A 23,546-nucleotide genomic window follows, 5' to 3' on the forward strand; every position below is an offset into this window, starting at 1 on the left:
GGGGGGGCCGTAGGCGCAGCAGTCTTCAGTCGTTCAGCACGCGCACTTTCACGCTCTTGCCTTTGATGCGCCCGCTGTTTAGCCGGCTGGCTGCCTGCTCGGCGATGTCGCGGTCTACCGCGACGTAGGTGGACCACTCGTTGACGTTGATCTTGCCCACTTGCTCGCGGGTGTAGCCCAGGTCTGCGGTGAGGGCGCCCAGCACATCGCCGGGGCGGATCTTCTCCTTGCGACCACCCTGGATGTGCAGCGTGACCATGGGAGGCACGAGCGGCGCGTGACTCGCGGGTGCGAGGCTGGTGATGGTCTGCCATTCGGAGGCTCGACCCTGCAGCACTTCGATCTTGCCTACCGAACCCATTTCGTCCATGCTGGCGAGGTTGAGCACCAGGCCACTCTCACCCGCGCGGCCGGTGCGACCAATGCGGTGAATGTGCACCTCGGGGTCGGGCGTCACGTCCACATTGATCACGGCTTCGAGCCGCGCGATGTCGAGACCCCGCGCGGCCACGTCGGTGGCGACCAGTACCGAGCAGCTGCGATTGGCAAAGCGCACCAGCACCTGGTCGCGCTCGCGCTGCTCCAGCTCGCCAAACAAGGCCAGCGCACTGATGCCCTGGGCCTTCAGCACGCCGACCAGATCGCGGCACTGCGCCTTGGTGTTGCAAAACGCCAGCGTGCTGGCCGGGCGAAAGTGCGCCAGCAGCTGGCCCACGGCGTGCAGCCGCTCGCTGTCCTTCACCTCAAACCAGCGCTGCTCGATCAGATTCCCGCTGTGCTGCGCCTCCACTGTCACCGTGATCGGGTCGCGCATGAACTGCCGGCTCAGCTGTGCGATACCTTCCGGGTAGGTGGCCGAAAACAGCAAAGTCTGCCGTTCCTTGGGGCACTGCTTGGCCACTTTGACCATGTCGTCGAAAAAGCCCATGTCGAGCATGCGGTCTGCCTCGTCGAGCACCAGGGTGTTGAGTGCGTCGAGCGCCAAGCTGCCGCGCTCCAGGTGATCCATCAGCCGGCCGGGCGTGCCGACGACGATGTGCGCGCCGTGCTCCAGCGTGGCGAGCTGGCCGCGCAGCGGCACGCCGCCGCACAGGGTGACGACCTTGATGTTGTCTTCAGCCCGCGCCAGCCGCCGGATTTCGGTGGTGACCTGATCGGCCAGCTCTCGCGTGGGGCAGAGCACCAGCGCCTGCACCGCGAAGCGGCGCGGATTGAGATTGACCAGCAGGGTCAGTGCAAAAGCGGCGGTCTTGCCGCTGCCGGTCTTGGCCTGGGCAATCAGGTCCTTGCCGAGCAAGGCCGGCGGCAGGCTGGCGGCCTGGATCGGCGTCATTTCCAGGTAGCCGAGCTGCTGCAGGTTGGCCAGCGTGGCTGGCGACAGGGGGAGAGCCGAGAAGTCGGTGCTGGTGGGCGAGGAGGGAGCGAGGGAAGCGGAAGTCATCCCCGATTATCCGCGTTGTGAAGGCGCAGGCTCAGTGGTGCAAGGCCTGTAGCTCGATGTCGGTGAAGCCGGCTGCGCGGCGTGCTGCGTCGTTGAACGGTGGCTTCAGGCGTGGGGCGGCGTGTTGCCGCGCCAGCCGGCGGTAGTGGGCCAGGGGATCGAGCCCCTGCTGCGCACACAGCCAGCCATACCAGCGGTTGCCCACCGCGACGTGGCCGATCTCGTCGCGCAGGATGGTGTCGAGGATGTCCACCGCGCCTTGCGCGGCTGGCGTGCCTACTTTGCGCAGCCGTGCCTGGATCAGTGGCGTGGCGTCCAGCCCTCGGGCTTCCAGCGTGCGCGGCACCAGGGCCATGCGCGCGGTCACGTCGTCCTGCGTCTTGATGCACATCTCCCACAGGCCGTCGTGGGCTGGGAAGTCGCCGTAATCGTGGCCCAGGCTTTTCAGGTGTTCGCGCAGCAGGCCAAAGTGGGTCGCTTCTTCGTCCGCGACGCGCAACCAGTCCCGGTAAAACGCCTCCGGCATGCCCGCAAAACGCCAGGTGGCATCGAGCGCGAGGTTGATGGCGTTGAACTCGATGTGGGCGATGGCGTGCACCAGCGCGGCCAGACCGTCCGGGGTGAACGGCGAGCGGTGCGGCACCTGCATGGGTGAAATCAGCTCCGGGCGGCTGGGGCGGCCCGGTGGGCAGGTGCCTGGCAGGAGACTCAGCTGTTCGCCGGGATCGACGCGGCAGGCCAACGCTGCGTTCAAGCTGTCTGCCTGCAGTGTGTGCGTGGCATGGACCTTGGCATGGGGCTCGGTCAGGCACAGGGCGGCGAGTGCCCGCGCGCGTGCGCTGCTCGGGTCTGGCGCGCTGGGGACGGGGGCTGTGGGCTGCATCCCTACAATTCTAGGTTTTGCGCGCAAGCCCGATGGGTCCATGCGCAGCGAGCCGCATACAGGAGATCACGATGGCGCTTTACGAACTCGATGGCATCAGCCCCCAGTTGGCAGACACGGCGTGGGTGGCTGAGAACGCGCAGGTGATTGGAAACGTGCACCTGGCCGAAGACAGCAGCGTCTGGTTTGGTGTCACGGTGCGCGGTGACACGGAAACCATCACGATTGGCAAGGGCAGCAACATCCAGGATGGCAGCGTGCTGCACGCCGACGTCGGAATGCCCCTGACGATCGGTGAGCATGTGACGGTGGGCCATCAGGTGATGCTGCACGGCTGCACGATCGGCGACGAGTCGCTGATCGGTATCGGCGCGGTGGTGCTCAACGGCGCCAAGATCGGCAGGAATTGTCTGGTCGGCGCCGGTGCGCTGGTGACCGAGGGAAAAGAATTTGCGGATGGCTCCATGATCATCGGCAGCCCGGCGAAGGCCACACGCCAGCTCACGCCCGAACAGATCGAAGGTCTGCGCATGAGCGCGCGGCATTACATCGACAACGCCCAGCGTTTTCGCCATACCTTGAAAAAGCTGGACTGAGCGCTATCTGCCTTCGTTCACGATATTGAAAGTAGCGTTTGTCCGAACTTCACAAATTTGTCTTTGAAGGTCTGCCGGTGCGCGGCATGTTGGTGCGTTTGACCGGTGCCTGGCAAGATATCCTGAAACGACGCGACCAGGCCGGCGGCTACCCCTTGCCGGTGACCGAGCTGCTGGGCGAGATGACGGCGGCGGCCACGCTCATGCAGGCCAACATCAAGTTCAACGGCGCGCTCGTCCTGCAGATCATGGGCGACGGGCCGGTAAAACTGGCGGTGGCCGAGGTGCATCCAGACCTCAGCCTGCGCGCCACCGCCACCGTCACGGGCGATGTGGGTCCAGAGGCTCCGTTGTCGCAAATGGTCAACGTGAACAACCTGGGCCGCTGTGCCATCACGCTCGACCCCAAGAATCGCCAGCCGGGCCAGCAACCCTACCAGGGTGTGGTGCCGCTGTTTGGTGACCAGCACGAAAAGCTGGAGAAGCTCAGCGAGGTGATCGAGCACTACATGCTACAGAGCGAACAGCTCGACACGCGCCTGGTACTGGCTGCCAACGACCGCGTGGCCGCCGGTCTGCTGATCCAGCGCCTGCCGTTGCAAGGCGAGGCCAATTTGTCGGGCAGCGGCGTGACACGCCGAGACGAAGATGAGATTGGCCGCAACGAGGACTACAACCGCATCTCGATCCTGGCGGCCAGCCTCAAGCGCGAAGAACTGCTGGAGCTGGACGCCGACACGATTCTGCGGCGCCTGTTCTGGGAAGAGGATGTGCGCCGATTTGAGCCGCTGGCGGGCGCGCAGGGTCCGCGCTTTGCCTGCAGTTGCTCGCGTGAGCGGGTGAGCTCCATGTTGCGCAGCCTCGGGCGCGAAGAGGTCGAATCCATCCTGGCCGAGCAGGGGCAAGTGGAGGTGGGTTGTGACTTTTGTGGCGCGCAGTACCGCTTTGATCCGGTGGACGCGGCACAAATTTTCCTGCAGGCGGCCCAGCAGGCACCGGGTAGCGGCGAGCGACATTAGGCTCGGGGCTCTCCCACCAGGCGGGTGAACAGCCGGTGTTCACAGTCCGGGTCGCTGCAGTTGTCGCACTGCCATGGCACACGCCCCTCGGTCAGCGCCAGGTCTTCCGGCACCAGGGCCCGACCCAGCCAGCTGCCCACCGCGCGCAAGGCCTGCTGCAGACGCGCCTCACCCCGGCCGTAAATGGTCTGATAGGGCAGGCTGGCGCCATTCAGCTCGCGCCGGATCAAGGCATCTGTGGCGTCGCGCAGGGCCGGCCCGTCGCGAAACAGGCCGTCGGGCGTCCAGGGCAGGTCCAGCCCCATGACCAGGTTCAGGCCATAACGTGATTGTTCGGCGCGCGCGCTGGCCACAAGGCTGGAGTCTTGAAAGTACAGCTCGCTATAGGCGGCGACCATCAGCGCCGAGGTGTCGGCGATCACCAGCTGCACGCCCGGTTCAGCCGCGGCGGCCGCGACCAGACGGCTTTGTTCGGTGGCGATCGCAGCCTGTTCGTGGGCCAGTGGCGCGCGCCCGGCTGTTTCACACCACCCACGCAGAGTCTCGGGTACGCAGCGCACCGCCATGCCGTGATCGACTTGGAGGCATTGCGCCAGGGCCAGGGAGAGCGCCGTTTTGCCGGTGGACTCTCCCCCGAGCAGGCAGACCACGGGCAGGGCGCTCGTGGCCGGGTCTGGTGGGGTCTTTGGTGCCATCACCACCCTCACGGGCGGGTCTGCGCGATCTGCACGAAGATCTCGTTGGGCTTGACCATGCCGAGGTCTTGCCGGGCCAGTTCCTCGACCATGTCCAGGCCCTCCTGCAGGTCGCGCACCTCGTTGGCCACCTGCTCGTTGCGCAGTTTTGCATCGCGGTTGCTCTGCTCCAGATCCACCAGCTCCTGCTTCATCTGCGCCACCTGCGACACGCTGCCTCGACCAAACCAGAGCTGCGCGTGCAGCACGATCAGCAAGGTGATCAGCAGGGCAGGGATGAAACGGTTGGCCATGAAGCGGGTCAGTCAGGCCACAACGATAACGTGGTCTGAGGGCAATGCAACTTCCAGCACACACCGTGGAACGGGCTGCACCGGGCCACAGATGGGGTTCCCCGGAAGGGAAGACGCGAAGCGGCGCAGTGGGGGCACGACTACTTCAGGTTGTAGAACGCGTCGCGCCCCGGGTACACCGCCACATCACCCAGGTCCTCTTCGATGCGCAGCAGCTGGTTGTATTTGGCCATGCGGTCCGAGCGGCTCAGGCTGCCGGTCTTGATCTGACCGGCGTTGGTGCCCACGGCGATGTCCGCGATGGTGCTGTCTTCGGTCTCGCCCGAGCGGTGCGAGATCACGGCGGTGTATCCAGCGCGCTTGGCCATCTCGATGGCGGCGAAGGTTTCGGTGAGCGTGCCGATCTGGTTGATCTTGATCAGGATGGAGTTGCCCACGCCCTTCTGGATGCCTTCTTTCAGGATCTTGGTGTTGGTGACGAACAGGTCGTCACCTACCAGCTGCACCTGCTTGCCCAGGCGCTCGGTTAGGTGTTTCCAGCCGTCCCAGTCGCCTTCGGCCATGCCGTCTTCGATGCTGATGATGGGGTACTTGTCGACCCAGGTCGCCAGCATGTTGGTCCACTCTTCGGCCGACAGAGTCAGGCCTTCGGCTTCCAGGTGGTACTTGCCGTCCTTGTAGAACTCGCTGGCTGCGCAGTCCAGGCCCAGGGCGATCTGTTCACCCGGTGTGTAGCCTGCGTTGGCAATGGCTTCCAGAATCATCTGGATCGCGGCTTCGTGGTTGGCCACGTTGGGTGCAAAGCCGCCTTCGTCACCCACGGCGATGCTCATGCCTTTGTCGTGAATGATTTTCTTGAGCGCGTGGAACACCTCGGCACCCCAGCGCACGGCTTCGCGAAAGCTCGGCGCGCCCACCGGGATGATCATCAGTTCCTGCAGGTCGAGGTTGTTGTTGGCGTGTGCGCCGCCGTTGACCACGTTCATCATCGGCACCGGCATCTGCACCGCGCTCATGCCGCCGAAGTAGCGGTAAAGCGGCAGGCCGGCTTCTTCGGCCGCGGCGCGGGCCACTGCCATGGAGACCGCCAGCATCGCGTTGGCGCCCAGGCGCCCCTTGTTGTCGGTGCCGTCTAGGTCGATCAGCGTCTTGTCCAGAAAGGCTTGCTCGGAGGCGTCAAGCCCCAGCACGGACTCGCTGATCTCGGTGTTGATGTGCTCCACCGCTTTCAGCACGCCCTTGCCCAGGTAACGGCTCTGGTCGCCGTCGCGCAGCTCGATGGCCTCGCGCGAACCGGTGGAGGCTCCCGAGGGCACGGCCGCGCGGCCCATGACGCCGCTTTCCAGCAGCACGTCGCACTCGACGGTCGGGTTGCCGCGGCTGTCCAGAATCTCGCGGCCAACGATGTCAACGATTGCACTCATGTGTTCTACCTTAGGAAATCAGAAAAACAAAAAAACCGATGGCCAGTGGATTGGCCGAAGCGAATGTCTTGAGCCCGGTGCGCCCATGGAGCCGACTCCGTCGAGACACAGGACGCGTCGAAGACGCGAGGCAGCGCAGGGGGCATCTTCACACGCCTTCGACCGCAATCATGCGGATGGAACCCGCACCTTCGCGCACCTGGCGTGCGTGGGTGTAGGTCTCCGATGCGTAATAGGCCTGCGCCGCGACCAGGTCCTTGAACTTGAGCACGACGACGCGCTCTGGCGTCCAGTCGCCTTCGAGTGGCACGATCTGGCCACCACGAACTACCACCTCGGCGCCGTGCTCCTGCATGGCGCGGGTGCTCCACTCGCGGTACTTGGCCATCTGGTCGGGGTCGGTGATGGTTACCTCGGCAATGATGTGAGCGGGCATGGGGGCTTTCAGGCAGTGAAATGGTTTTCCAGTAGCGGCAGGCGCTTGACCACGCGGTCCAGCGCCACCAGCGATTCCAGCAGCGCCTTCATGTGCTTGAGCGGCACCGCGTTGGGCCCGTCGGACCAGGCTTCGACAGGATTGGGGTGTGTTTCCATGAAGAGGCCGGCGACCCCGGCGGCCACTCCCGCCCGGGCCAGCACCGGCACCATCTCGCGCGCGCCGCCGCTGCTTGTGCCTTGTCCGCCCGGTTTCTGCACAGAGTGGGTCACGTCGAACACCACCGGCGCGCCAGACTTGCGCATTTCGGCCAGACTGGTCATATCGGCCACCAGGTTGTTGTAGCCAAAACTCACACCGCGTTCGCAGGCCAGGAAGCGGTCTTCCGACAGGCCCGCTTCTTTCGCAGCGGCCCGAGCCTTGTCGATCACGTTCTTCATGTCCCAAGGGGCGAGGAACTGTCCCTTCTTGATGTTCACCGGCTTGCCGGACTGGGCCACGGCTCGGATGAAATCGGTCTGGCGGCACAGAAACGCGGGCGTCTGCAGCACGTCCACCACGCTGGCAACCTCGGCCACCTGCGACGTCTCGTGCACGTCGGTGAGGACGGGCAGGCCGGTCTGGCGGCGCACCTCATCCAGGATCTTCAGGCCTGCGTCCAAACCCAGGCCGCGCTGGGTGCTGCCGGATGATCGGTTGGCTTTGTCAAAAGAGCCTTTGTAGATCAGTGGAATGTCCCATTCCGCACAAATGTCCTTGAGCTGGCCCGCGACGTCGATCGACATCTGCTGCCCTTCGATGGAGCAGGTGCCGGCGATCAGGAAAAACGGCCGGTCCAGACCGATGGGAAAACCGCAGAGCTGCATGGTGTGGCTTCGGGTCTTGCTCAGGCCACGGCCTTGAGCTGGTGCTGCTGACCGTGGTGGTCCAGCGCCGCACGGATGTAGGCGTTGAACAGCGGATGGCCGTCCCAGGGGGTGGACTTGAATTCGGGGTGGAACTGCACACCGACGTACCATGGGTGAACGTCTTGCGGCAACTCGACCATCTCGGTCAGGTGCTCGCGCTGGGTCAACGCCGAAATCACCAGGCCGGCTTCGCGCAGCCGGTCGAGGTAGTGCTCGTTGGCCTCGTAGCGGTGGCGGTGGCGCTCGGTGACCACCGGGCCGTAGATCTGGTGTGCCAGGGTGTTGGGCGACACATCAGACGCCTGCGCGCCCAGTCGCATGGTGCCGCCGAGGTCGGAGTTGGCGTTGCGTTTCTGGATCGAGCCGTCGGCGTCCTGCCACTCGTCGATCAGCGCAATCACCGGGTGCGGCGTGTTGGGCTCGAATTCGGTGCTGTTGGCGCCCTTGAGGCCCGCCACGTGGCGCGCGTACTCGATGGTGGCGACCTGCATGCCCAGGCAGATGCCGAGGTAAGGCACCTGATGCTCGCGGGCGTACTGCGCCGCGCAGATCTTCCCCTCGATGCCGCGCTTGCCGAAGCCGCCCGGCACCAGGATGGCGTCAAAGCGACCCAGGAGCTTGCCCACGTTGCCGGCGTTCAGGGTTTCGGAGTCGAGGTATTCGATCTGCACCTTGGCGTGGTTTTTCATGCCGGCATGGCGCAGCGCTTCGTTGAGCGACTTGTAGCTGTCCGACAGGTCGACGTACTTGCCGACCATGGCGATGTGCGCCGTGTGCTGCGGGTGCTCGACCTCGTAGACCAGATCGTCCCATCGCTTGAGGTTGGCCGGCGGCGTGTTCAGGCGCAGCTTGTCGCAGATCAGGCCGTCCAGGCCCTGCTCGTGAAGGATGCGCGGTACTTTGTAGATGGTGTCCACGTCCCACATGGAGATCACGCCCCATTCGGGCACGTTGCTGAACAGGCTGATCTTGGCGCGCTCTTCATCCGGAATGCGGCGGTCGGCGCGGCAGAGCAGGGCGTCGGCCTGGATGCCGATGGCGCGCAGCTCTTTGGCGGTGTGCTGGGTCGGTTTGGTTTTGAGCTCACCCGCGGCGGCGATCCAGGGCACGTAGCTCAGGTGCACGAAAGCAGAGTTGTTCGGCCCCATGCGCAGGCTCATCTGTCTCACCGCTTCCAGGAAGGGCAGCGATTCGATATCGCCCACCGTGCCACCGATCTCGACGATGGCCACGTCGACCGCATCGGGCGTGCCGATGCCGGCACCGCGCTTGATGAACTCCTGAATTTCGTTGGTCACGTGCGGGATCACCTGCACCGTCTTGCCGAGGTAGTCGCCGCGACGCTCCTTCTCCAGCACCGACTGGTAGATCTTGCCGGTGGTGAAGTTGTTGGTTTTCTTCATCCGCGTTTCGATGAAACGCTCGTAGTGGCCCAGATCCAGGTCGGTCTCGGCGCCGTCATCGGTGACAAATACCTCGCCGTGCTGAAATGGCGACATGGTGCCCGGGTCCACGTTGATGTACGGGTCGAGCTTGATAAGGGTGACTTTGAGGCCGCGCGATTCAAGGATCGCGGCCAGGGATGCGGAGGCGATGCCTTTGCCCAGGGAGGACACCACACCGCCGGTGACGAACACAAATTTGGTCATGACTCGGGCGAGCGGGTCGCTCGCAGGAGGTGGAAATGGGAATTATAGAGGGCCGGTCCCGGCGCCCCCTGACCCGCCCGCCCAGCGGGCGCGATGCCCCCGCCGCGTCCCAACGCTGCTACATTGCGGCCATGACCGATCTCGCCGGAAAACACATCGTCCTGGGCCTTTCAGGCGGCATCGCCTGCTACAAGGCAGCCGAGCTGTGCCGCTCGCTGATCAAGCATGGTGCCACGGTGCAGGTGGTCATGACCGAGGCCGCCGAGCAGTTCATCACACCGGTCACGATGCAGGCGCTCTCGGGGCGGCCGGTGTTCACCTCGCAGTGGGACGCGCGTACCTCGGGCGGGGTGGACAACAACATGCCCCACATCAACCTCAGCCGCGAGGCCGACGCCATCCTGATCGCGCCGGCCAGCGCCGATTTCATGGCCAAGCTGCTGCACGGCCGGGCCGATGACCTGCTGAGCCTGATGTGTCTGGCGCGGCCGCTGGAAACAGTGCCGCTCATCCTGGCGCCGGCCATGAACCGCGAAATGTGGGCCCACCCAGCCACGCACCGCAACGTGGAGCAGCTGCGCGCGGACGGCACCACGGTGCTCGATGTGGGCGCAGGCGACCAGGCCTGTGGCGAGACCGGTGACGGCCGCATGTTGGAGCCCGACGAAGTGCTGTACGAAGTGGTGCGTTTCTTCACGCCCAAGGTGTTGGCCGGGCAGCAAGTGCTGATCAGCGCCGGCCCGACCTACGAGGCGATCGACCCGGTGCGTGGCATCACCAACCTCTCCAGCGGCAAGATGGGTTTCGCCATCGCCCGGGCAGCGCACGAGGCCGGTGCCCACGTGACGCTGGTGGCTGGGCCGGTAGGACTGCCCACGCCGCGTGGGGTGGGTCGCATCAACGTGAAGTCGGCGCTGAACATGCAGAAGTCGCTGCACCTGCTGGCCCAGACCGCCACGGTGTTCATCTCAGCCGCCGCGGTGGCCGACTGGCGCCCTGCCGTCGCAGCACTGCAGAAAATCAAGAAGGACGGTTCGGGGCAGCCGCCGGCCATGACTTTCGTGGAGAACCCCGACATTCTGGCCGAAATTGCCTCGGGTGCCCGGGCGCGCAGCGGCCTGCTGTATTGCGTGGGCTTCGCAGCGGAAAGCCAGGACCTGCTGGCACAAGCCCAGAAGAAGCGCGAGCGCAAGGGCGTGCCGCTGCTGGTCGGCAACATCGGCCCCGACACCTTCGGTCAAGACGACAACGCGCTGTTGTTGGTCGACGCCCAAACCGCTACCGAACTGCCCCGAGCCGACAAACTGCATCTGGCGCGGCGACTGGTGATGGAGATCGCCCGCCGCATGCCGGCCTGAATCCGCTGTGATGCCCCTGTGCTTGCACACGGTAGTGGATCCTCTTACTATAGATATAAGTAACTGCTTATTTTAAGTTCTGTTTTCGGAGGCAAGCCATGAAATCGAGTCTGACGCCGTCCGCTGCAGCGGAACCCCAAGCCCCGGGCAGCATGCCGAACACCCGCCGCAGCTGGTTGCGCATGGCTGGAGGTCTGGGCTTGGGAGCAGCGGGTCTGGCGATGGTTCCCGAGGTGCGGCTGTTCGCCCAGCAGGTGCAGGAATTCATCGAGGGTCCGCCTGTCCCGGACGTGAAGCCCGAGCAGCTTTCGCCGCATGTCTGGATGGTCTACGCCAAGGATGGCTTTCCCACTGCAGAGAACCAGGGCCTGATGGCCAGCGTCGTGTTTGTGCTCACCCAGAAGGGCGTGGTGATACTGGACACGGGGGCATCGCTGCAGATCGGTCAGATGGCGATCCGCATGATCAAAACGGTGACGCCCAAGCCAGTCATCGCCGTGTTCAACAGCCACTACCACGGCGACCACTGGCTGGGCAACCATGCCTTTGTCGAGGCCTTCGGCAATGATCTGCCCATCCACGCGCTGGCCCACGCGCGCGAGCAGATCCAGGGCAACGAAGGGAACCTCTGGCGCAGCCTGATGGAGCGCTGGACCAACCAGGCGACCCTGGGGACCCGTGTGGTGGCGCCCAACCGGACGGTGGAGCACGGCCAAGTATTCGACTACGGTGACGTGCAGATCATTCTGCACCACTACGGTCGTGCGCACACTCCGTCCGATCTTTGCTTCGAAGTCGTGCAGGACAAGCTCACCTACGTGGGCGACATTGCGATGGAGAACCGCATTGCCAACATGGATGATGGCTCCTATGTGGGGACCTTTAGGTACTACGACGCGATCAAAAAAGCCGCGGGAGACCAGTTTTGGCTTCCCGGGCACGGGCGCGGCAGCAAGACATTGCTCGACGAATATGGGCTTTTCATGCGGGGCATCTACGAGCCCTGCATCCAGGCGGTGAAGGAAGGCTTTCCGCTCGAAGGTGCCAAGTCCCGCGTGCTGAGCGATCCCCGTGTGGCCAGCCGGGCCAAGACCATGGATGGCTTTGACAGCAACATCGGCAAGTACACCAGTCTGGCCTACCTTGAAGCGGAGAAGGAAGCCTTCTGAAGAGCCTCCTCCGTTGATGACGGGCGGCGGCGGGTGATCGCCGTCGGGTCGGCTACCGCCACCAGGGCAGCAGCCGTTTCATCGCCGCCACCTCGCCGCTGTGGTCACTCGCATAGCCGGGCAGCTGGTTCAGGTGCGCTTGCCAGGTGGGGCTTTGCAGCAGGCTGAGCAGTCGCTGCACGGGTGGTGTCTCTAGAGCAGACTTCAGGCAGACCAGCAGGTAGCGCTCCTGTGTCAGCGGCACAAAGTCCAGGCCCTGGCTGCGGGCTGCGTATTCGGTGCCCAGGCCGACGTCGGCCTCGCCGCTGGCCACCGCTTGCGCCACCGCCGCATGCGAGCGTTCTTCGCGTTCGAAGCCATACAGGTCGATCGGGTCAAGCCGGGCCTGCACCAGCAGCTCGTCGAGCAGCAGCCGCGTGCCGGTGCCCTTGGCGCGGTTCACAAAGCGGGCCTGCAGCCGCGCCACGTCGCCGATGTCGCGAATCCGCAGCGGGTTGTCCGCAGCCACCATCAGGCCTTGGGAGCGGCGGGCAAAGCCGATGATCTTGTGCAGGCCAGGTTTGAGCAGTGGGCGGTAGGTGCGCGCGCTCAGGCTGCCAGCGTCGGCAAAGGGCTGGGTGTGAAAGCCTGCCAGCGCACAGCGCCCTTCGTTGAGCGCGCGGATCGCGTCCACGCTGCCGCAAAAGCGGATGTCCAGGTGCAGCGTGTGCGCCGCGTGTTCGGTGCCCTGTCGCGCGGCCAGGTCTTGTAGCTCGCCCAGCGCGTGGTCGTGGCTGGCGTAGAGGGTGAGCGAAGCCTGTGAGCTGCCCGCCTGCGGATCGGTGAAGGCGAGCGCAAACGCGCGCTCCAGTTCGGCTCGCAGGCTCTCCATCTGGGGCCCCAGCCGGGCCTGCGCCAGCCGCTCGGCCATGAGCAGGCGCTCACCCAGCGGACTGAGCAGGGCTGATCGACCGCGTTCCCAGAGCAGCAGCTCCTGTCCGAGTTCTGCTTCCCACTCCTTGAGCTGACCCCACACATGCCGGTACGACAGATTGAGCTGGCGCGCTGCCGCCGAGATCGATCCCTGCTCGCGCACCGCGTGCAGCACGTCCATCATGGGGTTGCGCAGCAGCACCGGCTGGGCAGGGCGTTCGGGCTGCTCGGGCACGATGGCGTAGGACAAGGCGATTCGTCGCATGCCGCGCAGTGTGCCTGAAGCGTCGCAGCAGGCCTATGCACAGTGTTTCATACCGTGTCTGTACGTACTCGCAGAGGAAGGTGTTGCCGCTAAGCTGCAACGCACCATGAATACATTCTCGGACAGTGTCGTCACGGCCCTGCAGATGGTGAGCTCGGGCGATCCCGGTCTATGGACCGTGGTCGGGCGCTCGCTGGCCGTCAGCGCCACCGCGTGTGCGCTGGCCAGCGGTTTTGGCCTGTTGCTCGGCGCCTGGCTGGCCACGGTGCGGTTTCGTGGGCGCGGCGCGGTGCTCACGGTGCTCAACACCTCGCTGGCCGTGCCGTCGGTGGTAGTCGGCCTGGTGGTCTACCTGCTGCTCTCGCGCTCGGGCCCGCTGGGCTTTCTGGGCTGGCTTTTCAGCTTCCAGGCCATGGTCCTGGCGCAGTCCTTGCTGGTGCTGCCTTTGGTGACCGCGCTCACCCGCCAGGTGGTGGAGGATGCAGAAAACAGCCACGGCGAACAGCTGCGCTCGCTCGGCGCAGGCACTGGCCTGCGCTCGGTGCTGCTGGCATGGGACGAGCGCTACGCCTTGCTCACGGTGCTCATCACCGCCTTTGGCCGCGCCGTGTCCGAGGTCGGTGCGGTGATGATCGTGGGCGGCAACATCGAGGGCTTCACCCGCGTCATGACCACCGCCATCGCACTGGAAACCAGCAAGGGCGACCTGCCACTGGCGCTGGGGCTGGGGCTGGTGCTGCTGACGGTGGTGCTCGCGCTCAATGCATTGGTTTCGCTGCTGCGGCGCTGGCGCGAGCGCGCCGACGGCGTTGGCCTGATGGCGGTGCCGGCATGACCGGCATGCCTCCAGCACCGAACATCCATAGCCCGGTCTGCCTCGCGCTGCAGCAAGCACAGGTTCGCCTGGGCGCGTCGGGGCGGGTGGTGGCGTTGCAAAACATCGACCTCAGCATTGGAGAGGGAGAGCGCGTTGCACTAGTGGGCGCCAACGGTTGCGGCAAGAGCACGCTGCTGCGCGCGCTGCATGGCCTTCAGCCGCTGTTCTCCGGCAGCTTGCAACGCATGGCGCAGCAGCGCGTGGCCATGCTTTTTCAGCGCCCGCACTTGCTGCGCCTGAGTGCGCAGCGCAACATCGCGCTGGGCTTGCGGCTGCAGGGCACGCCATGGCGCGAGGCCTGTGGGCTGGCGCTAGTCGCGCTGGAGCGGGTGGGCATGGCCGACCTGGCGCAGCGCAATGGCCGCGCGCTCTCGGGTGGACAACAACAGCGCTTGGCGCTCGCCCGGGCCTGGGCGCTCAAGCCCTCGGTGTGGTTGCTCGACGAACCGACGGCCAGCCTGGATCCGCACGCCAAACGCGAGGTCGAGGCGCTGATCCAGGATTTTTGCGGCGACAGCGGCGACGGCCCGCCAGCCACGCTGGTGTTCGCCAGCCACAACCTGGGGCAAGTCAAGCGCCTGGCCAGCCGCGTCATTTACCTGGAGCAGGGCCGGCTGCTGGCCGACCTGCCGGTCCATCAGTTTTTCAACCACGAGCACCTGGAGGACACGTGTCCCAGTGCGCATCTTTTTGTTCAAGGAGAAAGTCTGTGAAGTCTGCATCGAAACCTGTTCTGTCTTTTCTGGGCCGAAGCCTCTCGGTGGTGGCCATCGGCGTGGCGGGCGCGCTGGCCAGTGCCTCGGTCATGGCGCAAAGCATCGTGGTGGCGTCCACCACGTCCACCGAGCAGTCGGGCCTGTTTTCATACCTGCTGCCTGAGTTCAAGAAAGCCAGTGGCATCGACGTGAGGGTGGTGGCGCTGGGCACGGGGCAGGCCATCGACACCGCGCGTCGGGGGGATGCCGACGTGCTGTTCGTGCACGACAAGGTCAAGGAAGAACTGTTCGTGGCCGACGGCTTTGCTGCGAAGCGCCAGGACGTGATGTACAACGATTTTGTATTGGTGGGCCCCAAGGCGGATCCGGCGCAGGCCAAGGGCAACGACATTGTGGCTGCGCTCAAGAAACTGGCCAGCACCAACGCGCCCTTCATCTCGCGAGGCGACAAAAGCGGGACCCACGCGGCTGAGCTGCGCTTCTGGAAAATGACCGACACCGATGCCAACAAAGGCAGCGGTTACAAGGAGTGTGGTTGCGGCATGGGGCCGGCGCTCAACATGGCCTCGGCCAGCGGCGCTTACGTGATGACCGATCGCGGCACCTGGCTCAACTTCAAAAACCGCGCCGACCTGACGGTGCTGGTTGAAGGGGACAAGCGCCTGTTCAACCAGTACGGCATCATGCTGGTGAGCGCTGCCAAACACCCGCAGGTCAAGACTGCCGAAGGTCAGAAGTTTGTGGACTGGGTCACTGGCCCCGAAGGACAGGCGGTGATTGCCAGCTACAAGATCGGTGGCGAGCAGCTGTTTTTCCCCAACGCCACGAAGTGATGCCCTCTCCCTTCGCTTGCGGGCTGCGCACAGCCGAACCCCCTCTCCAGGGGGCAACAACTGCGGGCCGGTAAGACCGGCTCCGCAGCGTCACTTGGGTGAAGGCCCTGTTGGCAGCGGCAGGGTTCGCCACACCGGAGGCAGCCGTCATGAAAGAACCCTTGCCGGTCTACGCCGCGGGTAGCCTGCGCGAGGTGTTGACCGAGATCGCTCAGGCTCACGAGGTCCACACCGGGCAGAAAGTGGTGCTGACGTTGGGTGCATCGGGCCTGCTGCGCGAACGCATCGAAAACGGTGAGGCGGCGATGGTGTTTGCCTCGGCCAACACCGAGCATCCGCAGCGGCTGGCAGACAGCGGCGCCTGGGCTCCTTACCAGGTGTTTGTGCGCAACAGCCTGTGCGCGCTCACCAGCGACGGCGTCAGCACCACGCCGCAGACCTTGCTGGCTACCTTGCTCGATCCGGCCATCAGGGTCGGCACCTCGACGCCCAAGGCCGACCCGTCGGGCGACTACGCCTGGGCTTTGTTCCGCAAGGCCGATGCGGTCCAGCCAGGGGCCTACACCCGGCTCGATGCCAAGGCGCTCAAGTTGACGGGTGGCGCGGATTCGCCCAAGGCACCCGCAGGCCGTGGCACCTACGCCTGGGTAATGGACCAGGGCCAGGCCGATGTGTTTCTCACTTACTGCACCAACGCGGAGGCGGCACGCCAGGAGGTGCCGCGGCTGAGGGTGGTCTCGGTGCCACCGACACTGCAGGTGGGTGCCGCCTACGGCGTGACCGTGCGCCAGGGCGCACCGGCTTCAGCCCAAGCGTTTGCTCAGATGCTGCTGGCGCCCTGGGCGCAGGCGACCTTTGCCCGCCATGGATTCGACCAGCCCTGAACCGGGCATCAGCGCACCATCGCCACGCCTTTGATCTGGGCGAACAGCGCCAGCCCGGGCGCGATGCCCAGCCGCTGAGCCGACAGCTGGCTGATCCGAGCCAGCAGCCGGGTGGCTGGGACTTCGCTCCCCAGCGCCAGCGTGACCAGCACCTGACCAGGGCCGTCTTCGTGCAGCGTCATCACAGTGGCTGGCAGGATGTTGAGCACGCTGCTGTGCTCAGCGCGCTGCAGCGACAGGCTTACATCGCGCGCCTGGATGCGCACGCGCACTGGGGTACGGTCAGGCAGGGGCTCGACGCGGGTCTGTGGCAGCAGCAGCGTGCCACCCGCGAAACGCAGTTCGCACAGGCCTGAAGTGGCGTGCAGCCCGCAAGTGACGGCTTCGATCAGGGCCGCAGCGCCATCTCCATGCGCCAGCGGCAAATCGGCGCGGGTCATCAGCTCGGCCACTGGCCCTTCGGCCACCACGCGGCCGCTATCGAGCATCACCAGATGATCGGCCAGGCGGGCGAGCTCGTCGGCTGAGTGGGTGACATAGACCACCGGGATGTCGAGCTGCTCGTGCAGCTGCTCCAGCCAGGGCAGGATGTCGGCTTTGCGGGCGGCGTCGAGCGCGGCCAGGGGCTCGTCCATCAGCAGCACGCGCGGACTCGTGGCCAGCGCGCGCGCGATCGCCACGCGCTGACGTTCACCCCCCGAGAGCTCGGCCGGCCGGCGCGAAAGCAGCGGGCGAATGCCCAGCAGGTCCAGCCCGTGGTCCCAGCCGTGGCGGCGCAGCGCTGCGGGCGTGCGGCGCCAGCCATAGCGCAGGTTGTCTTCCACGCTTAGGTGCTCAAACAGGCTGGTTTCCTGAAACACATAGCCCAGCGCGCGCTGGTGCGGTGGCACGAAGGCGCGCGTGGCGCTGTCCTGCCAGGTCTCACCCGCCACGCGCACGCAGGCCTGCGCACCGGGCTCCAGGCCAGCAAGCACGCGCAGACAAGTCGTCTTGCCTGATCCCGAGACGCCAAACAGCACGCTCACGCCGCGCGGCGGCAGGCGCAGGTCCACATCGAGCAGAAAGTCCGCGCGCTGCCAGCGCGCCTGCAACACCAGGGCTTCGTTGTCGGGCGTCATGCAAGGCGCCGCCGGTTGATCCACTGCAGCACCAGCAGCACGACAAACGCGAACACCAGCAAGACGGCGGCCAGGCGGTGCGCCGCGCCGTATTCCAGCGCCTCCACATGGTCGTAGAGCTGGACCGAGACCACGCGGGTCACGCCCGGGATGTTGCCGCCCACCATGAGCACTACGCCAAACTCGCCCACCGTGTGGGCAAAACTCATCACCGTGCCGGTGATCAGGCCTGGTTTGCACAGCGGCAGCACCACGGTGAAGAAGCGGTCGATCGGACTGGCGCGCAGCGTGGCCGCCACCTCAAGCGGGCGGGGCCCCAGCGCCTGCATCGCGTTCATCACCGGCTGCACCATGAAGGGCAGGGAGTAGATCACCGAGGCCAGCACCAGGCCGGCAAAGCTGAAGGTGAGCAGACCCAGGCCCATAGCCTGGGTCCACTGGCCCAGTGGGCCGTTGGGTCCCATCGCGACCAGCAAGTAAAAGCCCAGCACCGATGGCGGCAGCACAAAAGGCAGCGTCACCAGCGCCCCCACGGGGTGGCGCCAGGGCGAGCGCGTGCGCGCCAGCCACCAGGCCAGCGGCACACCCAGCACCAGCAGGATCAGCGTGGTCAGGGTGGCCACCTGCAGCGTGAGCGCGATCGCCTGAAGGTCGCCAGCGGTCAGCAAGGCTCAGTTCTCATAACCAAAGGACCGGATCACCGCTTGCCCCTGCGGGCTGCGCAGCAAAGCCATCAGGGCGCGCGCGGCCGCGTTGTTTGAGCCGCGCTGAAGCAGCACCGCGTCTTGCCGGATCGGGGTGTACAGCGCCGGGGGTACCCGCCACATCGAGCCGCTTTTCAGCTGACCGCCGACCATCACTTGCGACAAGGCGACAAAGCCGAGCTCTGCGTTGCCGGTGAAAGCAAAGTTGTAGGCCTGCCCGATGCTCTCACCCTGCACCAGCTTGGGAGTCAGCGTGTCACGCAGGCCCAGCTGAGTCATCACTTCCAGAGCTGCCGCACCGTAGGGCGCGGTTTTGGGGTTGGCAATGGCGAGCTTGCGGAAACGATCCGTTTGGAGCACGGCCCCCTGCGCATCGACCAGACCCGGTTGCGCCGACCACAACACCAGCTGCCCGGTGGCGTAGGTGAAGCGGCTGCCGGGCACGGCCAGGCCATCGGTCTCCAGCTGCGCGGGTGCGCGTCTGTCGGCGGCCAGAAAGGCATCAAATGGCGCGCCGTTGCGGATCTGGGCAAACAGTCGCCCGGTGGCTCCCACCGAGAGTTCGAGGCGGTGGCCGGTGGTTTTTTCCAGCACCGCGGCCAGTTCCCGCATGGGCTCGGCGAAGTTCGCGGCCACTGCGATCGTGGCCGAGGCTGCCTGAGCTGCTGTGCCCGTGACGATCAGCAGCGCGGTGCCCGCCCAGCAGAGCACGCGGCGAGCGAGTTGGAGAGCAGCGAGTGAACGGAAAGAGGGGGCCACGAGAAAGATCGAATTACGCTATTCCAAATCGGAATAGCGAGCAGTATAGTCAGCCCATGCCGCGCCGCCAAACCCTTGCATCGCCACCCTTGCCCGCGCTGTCGCAGGCGCTGAGCGATCCGGCGGTGGACAAGCGAGTCGAGCTGCTGCGCTGCGTAGCCCGGGGTGGCTCGATCTCGCAGGCCGCGCGCGAGACGGGCATCAGTTATAAGGCTGCGTGGCAGGCGATCGACACCTTGAGCAACCTGAGCGGGCGCACGCTGGTGGACCGCACCGTGGGCGGCGCAGGCGGTGGCGGCGCGCAGATCACGGAACACGGCGAGCAACTGCTGTTGATGGCCGATGCGCTGGCGCAAGCGCGGGCCCAGGTGATCCAGCGCCTGAGTGGCGCGGCTTCGCTCACCCACGCGCTGGGTCTGCGCACCAGCATGCGCAACCAGCTGCCCTGTGTGGTCGATGGCCTGGACGCCAGCGCCGAAGACGATCCTGCAGTGGGGGTGCGGTTGCGCACCGCCGGTGGCGCGGTGCTTACTGCAAGCGTCACGCGCGAGAGTGCCGATCTGCTCGGCCTGGTCCCCGGTCTGTCGGTGCTGGTGATGTGCAAGGCGATGGCGGTGACAGTTCGGCGTCCCGCCGAGGGACAGCGCAGCGGCGATGGAGTGGGCAGGTCAGGCGAGCGGTGCGTGCTGTGTGGTGAAGTGGATCGCATCGCACCGGGAGCGGTCCGCGACGAGGTGGTGCTCGCGCTGCCCGGCGGCGGGCACTGGGTCGGTTTTGCGGATCACCCGAGCCAGCTGGTGGCCGGAGAAGTGGCCTGGGCGCTCATGGCGCCGACTGCGATGGTGATTGGCCTAGCCGGCTGAGGCGCTCGGACAAGCGCGCAGCCAAGGGCGTTCAGGCGCCGGGTTTGCGCGAGCGCAGTCGGCGGTAGACGGTGGCGCGGCTGATACCCAGTGCGCGTGCCGCTTCGTCCACGTGGCCACCCGCGTCTTGCACCGCCTTGTGGATGAGCGCGGTCTCGTGGTCCTTCAGGGGGACGGCATGGGTACTGCGTGGGCTGCTGCGGCTACCCGCCTGTGCCGTCTGTGGCTGCACCAGCACTTGCAGGCGCAGACCCGACCAGAGCGGCACCTCCATCTCGCTGCGGTGCTGGCGCGCGGCGTCGAACAGCTCGCGCGGTTCGATCGCAAACACCTCGCTGCAATGCCCGCCCGACGCAGCCGGGTGGATGCCCAGCATGTCGCGCGCGGGCCGGTTCATGCCGATGATGAAACCGTCGCCGTCCACCGCGACCAGACCATCGTTGTCATCGCCCAGCACGCGTCCGGGCCAGTTCAGCCGCAGCAGCCAGCGGTGTGACAACGACAAGGTCATGGCGTTTTCGATGCTGCGGGCCGACTGCATCACCAGGTGCTTGAGTGCGGGCTGCTCGACCACGTTGACGCCAGTGAGGTCGAGCATGCCTGCGCACTGACCGTCAGGCCCCACGATCGGCGCGCCCGCACAGCTGAACATGCTGGTGTGGTCAAAAAAGTGCTCACCACGGTGCAGCCACACGGCTTGCTGCTCCGCTAGCGTGGTGCTGATGGCGGTGGTGCCCACCGCCGCTTCGGACAGATCCACGCCCACACGCGCGATCGCCCGTGCTACCGGATCGTGTCGGTCCACCGGTCCGTGCACCTGCAGCGCCGTACCTTTTGCATCGGTCAGGATGGCGAAGTAGCGCGTGTGCAGCATGGCGCGTGCAAGCGTGTGGATCACCGGCATCGCCACATTCAGCAGCGGCTGGCTGGCCTCCACGGCGCGTTTGAGCTGGCCATCGGACACCGGCTGAAAGGCCACCGCGTGCTGGGGCTCGTGGCCCAGGGCCAGGCAGCGCCGCCACGAGCGCTCAATGGCCGGGTCCAGCCAGGCGGCCGGGCTGGGGCCGCGAGCTTGCAGCACGCTGTGGCGCGCTTGTTCGATGCGCGCCAGGCGCAAGTCGGGGTGGTGGGCGGGAGTCCTGTGTGGCATGCAAAAACCGTTCGAAGGCGGGTGACCGCTGGCCTTCATTTAATCAGGTCTGGGTCGGGTGCGCCGCTTGCCCGAGCGCGACTCAGGGAGGCCCGGCCTTGTCTCAATCTGAGACGAACTGCTAGACCTGCGGGAAAACCCTGAGGGCATCCATCGGTGCCGAACCAACAATAGTTAGGTACCTTTGTTCATAAGCCGGGTGACGCCTGAGCGCTGCCCCACCACTGGAGACACACATGCAGAAAGTCCTGCACATCAACCCGGACAAATGCACCGGCTGCTTGCAGTGCGAAATGGCCTGTTCGTTCGAGAACTACGGCACCTACGCCACCTCCAAATCGCGCATCAAGGTGTTCGACTTCCACCACACCGGCAAGAAGGTGCCCTACACCTGCACGCAGTGCGACGAGGCTTGGTGTCTGCACGCCTGTCCGGTCGAGGCGATCACGCTGGATAAGGTCACCGGCGCCAAGGTGGTCAACGACACTACCTGCGTGGGCTGCAAGGTCTGCACCATCGCCTGCCCGTTCGGCACGATTAACTATGTACAGGAAACCGGCAAGGTCCAGAAGTGCGACCTGTGTGGCGGCGAGCCGGCGTGTGCTGAAGCCTGTCCGACCGCGGCGATCACCTTCGTGGACGCCAACTGGACTGGGATCGACAAGATGAAGCAGTGGGCAGACAAGCTGGGTAACCAGCCTGCGGCCGCCTGATCACCGTTTTCAAGGAGCAAGCACATGTCTTGGGCTGGAAAAATTCTCCGCGTCAATCTGACCGCGGGCACCGTCACCCCCGAACCGCTGAACATGGAGTGGGCTCGCGCTTACCTTGGTTCGCGCGGTCTGGGCAGCAAGTACCTCACCACCGAGATCGATCCCAAGGTGGATCCACTGTCTCCGGACAACAAGATCATCTGGGCCACGGGCCCACTGACGGGCACCATGGCCTCCACCGGTGGCCGCTACACCGTCATCACCAAGAGCCCGCTGACCGGCGCTATCGCCTGTTCGAACTCTGGCGGCTACTGGGGTGCCGAGCTCAAGATGGCCGGCTGGGACATGATCATCTTCGAGGGCAAGTCACCCAAGCCGGTGTACTTGTTCATCAACGACGACGTGGCCGAGCTGCGCGACGCTGCCCACCTGTGGGGTAAGAGCGTCTGGGAAACCGAAGAGATGCTCAAGACCAGCCTGCAGGACCCGCTGGCGCGCGTCTCCAGCATCGGTAAGGCGGGTGAGAACGGCGTGCTGTACGCAGCCGTGGTCAACGACCTGCACCGCGCGGCGGGCCGCTCAGGTGTCGGCACGGTCATGGGCAGCAAAAACCTGAAGGCGATTGCGGTGCGCGGCACCAAGGGCGTGGGCAACATCCGCGACCCCAAGGCCTTCATGAAGACGACCTTCGAGAAGAAAAAGATCCTGGCCGAGAACGCGGTCACGGGCCAGGGCCTGCCGGCCTACGGCACCCAGGTGCTGATGAACGTGATCAACGAGATCGGCGGCCTGCCCACGCGCAACCACCAGGACGTGCAGTTCGAGGGTGCCAAGGACATCTCGGCCGAAGCCATGGTCACGCCGCGCGAGAGCGACGGCAAGAAGCAGCTGGTGACCAATCAGGCCTGTTTCGGTTGCACCATTGCCTGTGGTCGCGTGAGCAAGATGGACCCGAACCACTTCACCGTGGCCAACAAGCCGCAATACTGGGGCGCCTCCGGTGGCCTGGAGTACGAAGCGGCCTGGGCGCTGGGCGCTGCCAACGGCGTGAACGATCTGGAGGCACTCCAGTACGCCACCATGCTGTGCAACGAAGAAGGCATTGACCCGATCAGCTTCGGCGCCACCGTGGGCGCGGTTATGGAGCTCTACGAGATGGGCGTGCTGACCAAAGAGCAGGTGGGCATCGAGGCCAAGTTCGGCTCCGCAGAAGCACTGGCCTTCCTGACCGAAGAAACGATTTACAGCCGCGGTTTTGGCAAGGAAATCGGCCAGGGATCCAAACGTCTGACCGCCAAATATGGCCACCCCGACCTCAGCATGTCGAGCAAAGGCCAGGAATTCCCGGCTTACGACGGCCGCGCGATCCAGGGCATTGGCCTGGCCTACGCCACCTCGAATCGAGGTGGTTGCCACCTGCGGGGTTACACCATCTCGTCCGAGGTGCTGGGCATTCCGGTCAAGACCGACCCGGTGGAGTCCGAAGGCAAGCCCGAGCTGGTGAAGGCCTTCCAGGACGCCACTGCAGCGTTCGACTCTTCAGGCTTGTGCGTGTTCACCACCTTCGCTTGGGGTGTGGCCGACCTCGCGCCGCAACTGCAGGCGGCCTGCGACGAGGCCTTCACCACCGAAGAGCTGGAGAAGATTGGCGAGCGCATCTGGAACATGGAGCGCGAGTTCAACAACGCTGCTGGCTTCACCGCCAAGGATGACAGCCTGCCCAAGCGCTTGCTGACCGAAGCCGCCAAGACCGGTGCTTCCAAAGGAATGGTCAGCAAGCTGCCCGAGATGTTGCCCAAGTACTACGCCGCACGCGGCTGGGATCCGGAAGGCCGTCCGACCGCCGAGACCCGAAAACGCCTGAGCTTGTGAGTGTGGCCG

Annotated in this window: 24 protein-coding genes; 11 read left to right on the plus strand and 13 right to left on the minus strand. The window is 65.5% G+C overall.

Annotated elements, in window-relative coordinates:
• Positions 1-25 precede the first annotated feature (25 nt).
• The gene (dbpA, locus tag GPT34_RS06280; protein WP_291010401.1) at positions 26-1,441 is read right to left on the minus strand and encodes an ATP-dependent RNA helicase DbpA; all 1,416 of its coding nucleotides are present in this window, start codon (positions 1,439-1,441) and stop codon (positions 26-28) included.
• A gap of 31 nt (positions 1,442-1,472) precedes the next feature.
• On the minus strand, positions 1,473-2,324 hold the full coding sequence (locus GPT34_RS06285; RefSeq protein ID WP_291010402.1) for a ferritin-like domain-containing protein: 852 nt from the start codon (positions 2,322-2,324) through the stop codon (positions 1,473-1,475).
• 71 nt (positions 2,325-2,395) lie between these two features.
• Here GPT34_RS06285 and GPT34_RS06290 point away from each other — a divergent pair, with 71 nt between their 5' ends.
• Complete coding sequence (locus GPT34_RS06290; protein ID WP_291010403.1) at positions 2,396-2,920, plus strand: gamma carbonic anhydrase family protein; 525 nt, start codon at positions 2,396-2,398, stop codon at positions 2,918-2,920.
• 38 nt (positions 2,921-2,958) lie between these two features.
• A complete protein-coding gene (locus GPT34_RS06295) occupies positions 2,959-3,939 on the plus strand; it encodes an Hsp33 family molecular chaperone HslO (RefSeq protein WP_291010404.1) in 981 nt (326 codons plus the stop codon).
• Here GPT34_RS06295 and GPT34_RS06300 read toward each other — a convergent pair.
• The 6 genes from GPT34_RS06300 to GPT34_RS06325 form a co-directional block, all read right to left on the minus strand.
• The gene (locus tag GPT34_RS06300; protein WP_291010405.1) at positions 3,936-4,634 is read right to left on the minus strand and encodes an ATP-binding protein; all 699 of its coding nucleotides are present in this window, start codon (positions 4,632-4,634) and stop codon (positions 3,936-3,938) included. The two genes, GPT34_RS06295 and GPT34_RS06300, sit on opposite strands and share 4 nt — an antisense overlap.
• Positions 4,635-4,642: 8 nt before the next feature.
• Entirely contained in the window at positions 4,643-4,927 is a 285-nt protein-coding gene (locus GPT34_RS06305; RefSeq protein ID WP_291010406.1) for a septum formation initiator family protein, read from the minus strand.
• Positions 4,928-5,067: 140 nt separating this feature from the next.
• Positions 5,068-6,351, minus strand: coding sequence for a phosphopyruvate hydratase (gene eno / locus GPT34_RS06310; protein WP_291010407.1), 1,284 nt, complete (start codon positions 6,349-6,351; stop codon positions 5,068-5,070).
• 148 nt (positions 6,352-6,499) lie between these two features.
• A complete protein-coding gene (locus GPT34_RS06315; RefSeq protein ID WP_291010408.1) occupies positions 6,500-6,787 on the minus strand; it encodes a DUF1330 domain-containing protein in 288 nt (95 codons plus the stop codon).
• Positions 6,788-6,795: 8 nt separating this feature from the next.
• Entirely contained in the window at positions 6,796-7,653 is an 858-nt protein-coding gene (gene kdsA, locus GPT34_RS06320; RefSeq protein WP_291010409.1) for a 3-deoxy-8-phosphooctulonate synthase, read from the minus strand.
• Between the two features lie 20 nt (positions 7,654-7,673).
• Positions 7,674-9,344, minus strand: a complete 1,671-nt coding sequence (locus GPT34_RS06325) for a CTP synthase (protein WP_291010410.1) — start codon at positions 9,342-9,344, stop codon at positions 7,674-7,676.
• 131 nt (positions 9,345-9,475) lie between these two features.
• Between GPT34_RS06325 and coaBC the strand changes: the two genes are divergently transcribed.
• Positions 9,476-10,702, plus strand: a complete 1,227-nt coding sequence (gene coaBC, locus GPT34_RS06330) for a bifunctional phosphopantothenoylcysteine decarboxylase/phosphopantothenate--cysteine ligase CoaBC (protein WP_291010411.1) — start codon at positions 9,476-9,478, stop codon at positions 10,700-10,702.
• A gap of 98 nt (positions 10,703-10,800) precedes the next feature.
• Positions 10,801-11,871, plus strand: a complete 1,071-nt coding sequence (locus GPT34_RS06335) for an MBL fold metallo-hydrolase (RefSeq protein WP_291010412.1) — start codon at positions 10,801-10,803, stop codon at positions 11,869-11,871.
• A 52-nt stretch (positions 11,872-11,923) separates the two neighbouring features.
• Here GPT34_RS06335 and GPT34_RS06340 read toward each other — a convergent pair whose 3' ends face one another.
• Positions 11,924-13,048, minus strand: coding sequence for a substrate-binding domain-containing protein (locus tag GPT34_RS06340; protein ID WP_291010413.1), 1,125 nt, complete (start codon positions 13,046-13,048; stop codon positions 11,924-11,926).
• Between the two features lie 106 nt (positions 13,049-13,154).
• On the opposite strand from GPT34_RS06340, the gene GPT34_RS06345 reads away from it, so the two are divergent.
• From GPT34_RS06345 to GPT34_RS06360, 4 genes are all read left to right on the plus strand, one after another.
• Positions 13,155-13,883, plus strand: coding sequence for an ABC transporter permease (locus GPT34_RS06345; RefSeq protein ID WP_291010414.1), 729 nt, complete (start codon positions 13,155-13,157; stop codon positions 13,881-13,883).
• Positions 13,880-14,638: a phosphate ABC transporter ATP-binding protein gene (locus GPT34_RS06350; RefSeq protein ID WP_291010415.1), complete on the plus strand. Its 759-nt coding sequence runs from the start codon at positions 13,880-13,882 to the stop codon at positions 14,636-14,638. The genes GPT34_RS06345 and GPT34_RS06350 overlap by 4 nt, the downstream gene beginning before the upstream one ends.
• 92 nt (positions 14,639-14,730) lie before the next feature.
• Entirely contained in the window at positions 14,731-15,474 is a 744-nt protein-coding gene (locus GPT34_RS06355; protein ID WP_291010447.1) for a substrate-binding domain-containing protein, read from the plus strand.
• Positions 15,475-15,572: 98 nt separating this feature from the next.
• Positions 15,573-16,358, plus strand: coding sequence for a molybdate ABC transporter substrate-binding protein (locus tag GPT34_RS06360; protein WP_291010416.1), 786 nt, complete (start codon positions 15,573-15,575; stop codon positions 16,356-16,358).
• 8 nt (positions 16,359-16,366) lie between these two features.
• Here the strand turns inward: GPT34_RS06360 and modC are convergent, their stop codons facing one another.
• From modC to modA, 3 genes are read right to left on the minus strand one after another with little or no spacing between them, the layout of a single operon-like run.
• Positions 16,367-17,476, minus strand: coding sequence for a molybdenum ABC transporter ATP-binding protein (gene modC / locus GPT34_RS06365; RefSeq protein ID WP_291010417.1), 1,110 nt, complete (start codon positions 17,474-17,476; stop codon positions 16,367-16,369).
• Entirely contained in the window at positions 17,473-18,144 is a 672-nt protein-coding gene (gene modB / locus GPT34_RS06370) for a molybdate ABC transporter permease subunit (protein ID WP_291010418.1), read from the minus strand. Before modB ends, modC begins: the two co-directional genes overlap by 4 nt.
• Before the next feature lie 3 nt (positions 18,145-18,147).
• A complete protein-coding gene (modA, locus tag GPT34_RS06375) occupies positions 18,148-18,867 on the minus strand; it encodes a molybdate ABC transporter substrate-binding protein (protein ID WP_291010448.1) in 720 nt (239 codons plus the stop codon).
• 128 nt (positions 18,868-18,995) lie between these two features.
• Here modA and GPT34_RS06380 point away from each other — a divergent pair, with 128 nt between their 5' ends.
• Complete coding sequence (locus tag GPT34_RS06380; protein WP_291010419.1) at positions 18,996-19,802, plus strand: TOBE domain-containing protein; 807 nt, start codon at positions 18,996-18,998, stop codon at positions 19,800-19,802.
• Between the two features lie 31 nt (positions 19,803-19,833).
• Here the strand turns inward: GPT34_RS06380 and GPT34_RS06385 are convergent, their stop codons facing one another.
• The gene (locus tag GPT34_RS06385) at positions 19,834-20,952 is read right to left on the minus strand and encodes a helix-turn-helix domain-containing protein (protein WP_291010420.1); all 1,119 of its coding nucleotides are present in this window, start codon (positions 20,950-20,952) and stop codon (positions 19,834-19,836) included.
• A gap of 236 nt (positions 20,953-21,188) precedes the next feature.
• On the opposite strand from GPT34_RS06385, the gene GPT34_RS06390 reads away from it, so the two are divergent.
• Positions 21,189-21,665 carry a 4Fe-4S dicluster domain-containing protein gene (locus GPT34_RS06390; RefSeq protein ID WP_291010421.1) on the plus strand — a complete coding sequence of 159 codons (477 nt, stop codon included), beginning with the start codon at positions 21,189-21,191 and terminating at the stop codon, positions 21,663-21,665.
• A 24-nt stretch (positions 21,666-21,689) separates the two neighbouring features.
• Positions 21,690-23,537, plus strand: coding sequence for an aldehyde ferredoxin oxidoreductase family protein (locus tag GPT34_RS06395; protein ID WP_291010422.1), 1,848 nt, complete (start codon positions 21,690-21,692; stop codon positions 23,535-23,537).
• Positions 23,538-23,546: the final 9 nt, after the last annotated feature.

Source organism: Hydrogenophaga sp., assembly GCF_011390835.1.
Lineage (GTDB): Bacteria > Pseudomonadota > Gammaproteobacteria > Burkholderiales > Burkholderiaceae_C > Hydrogenophaga.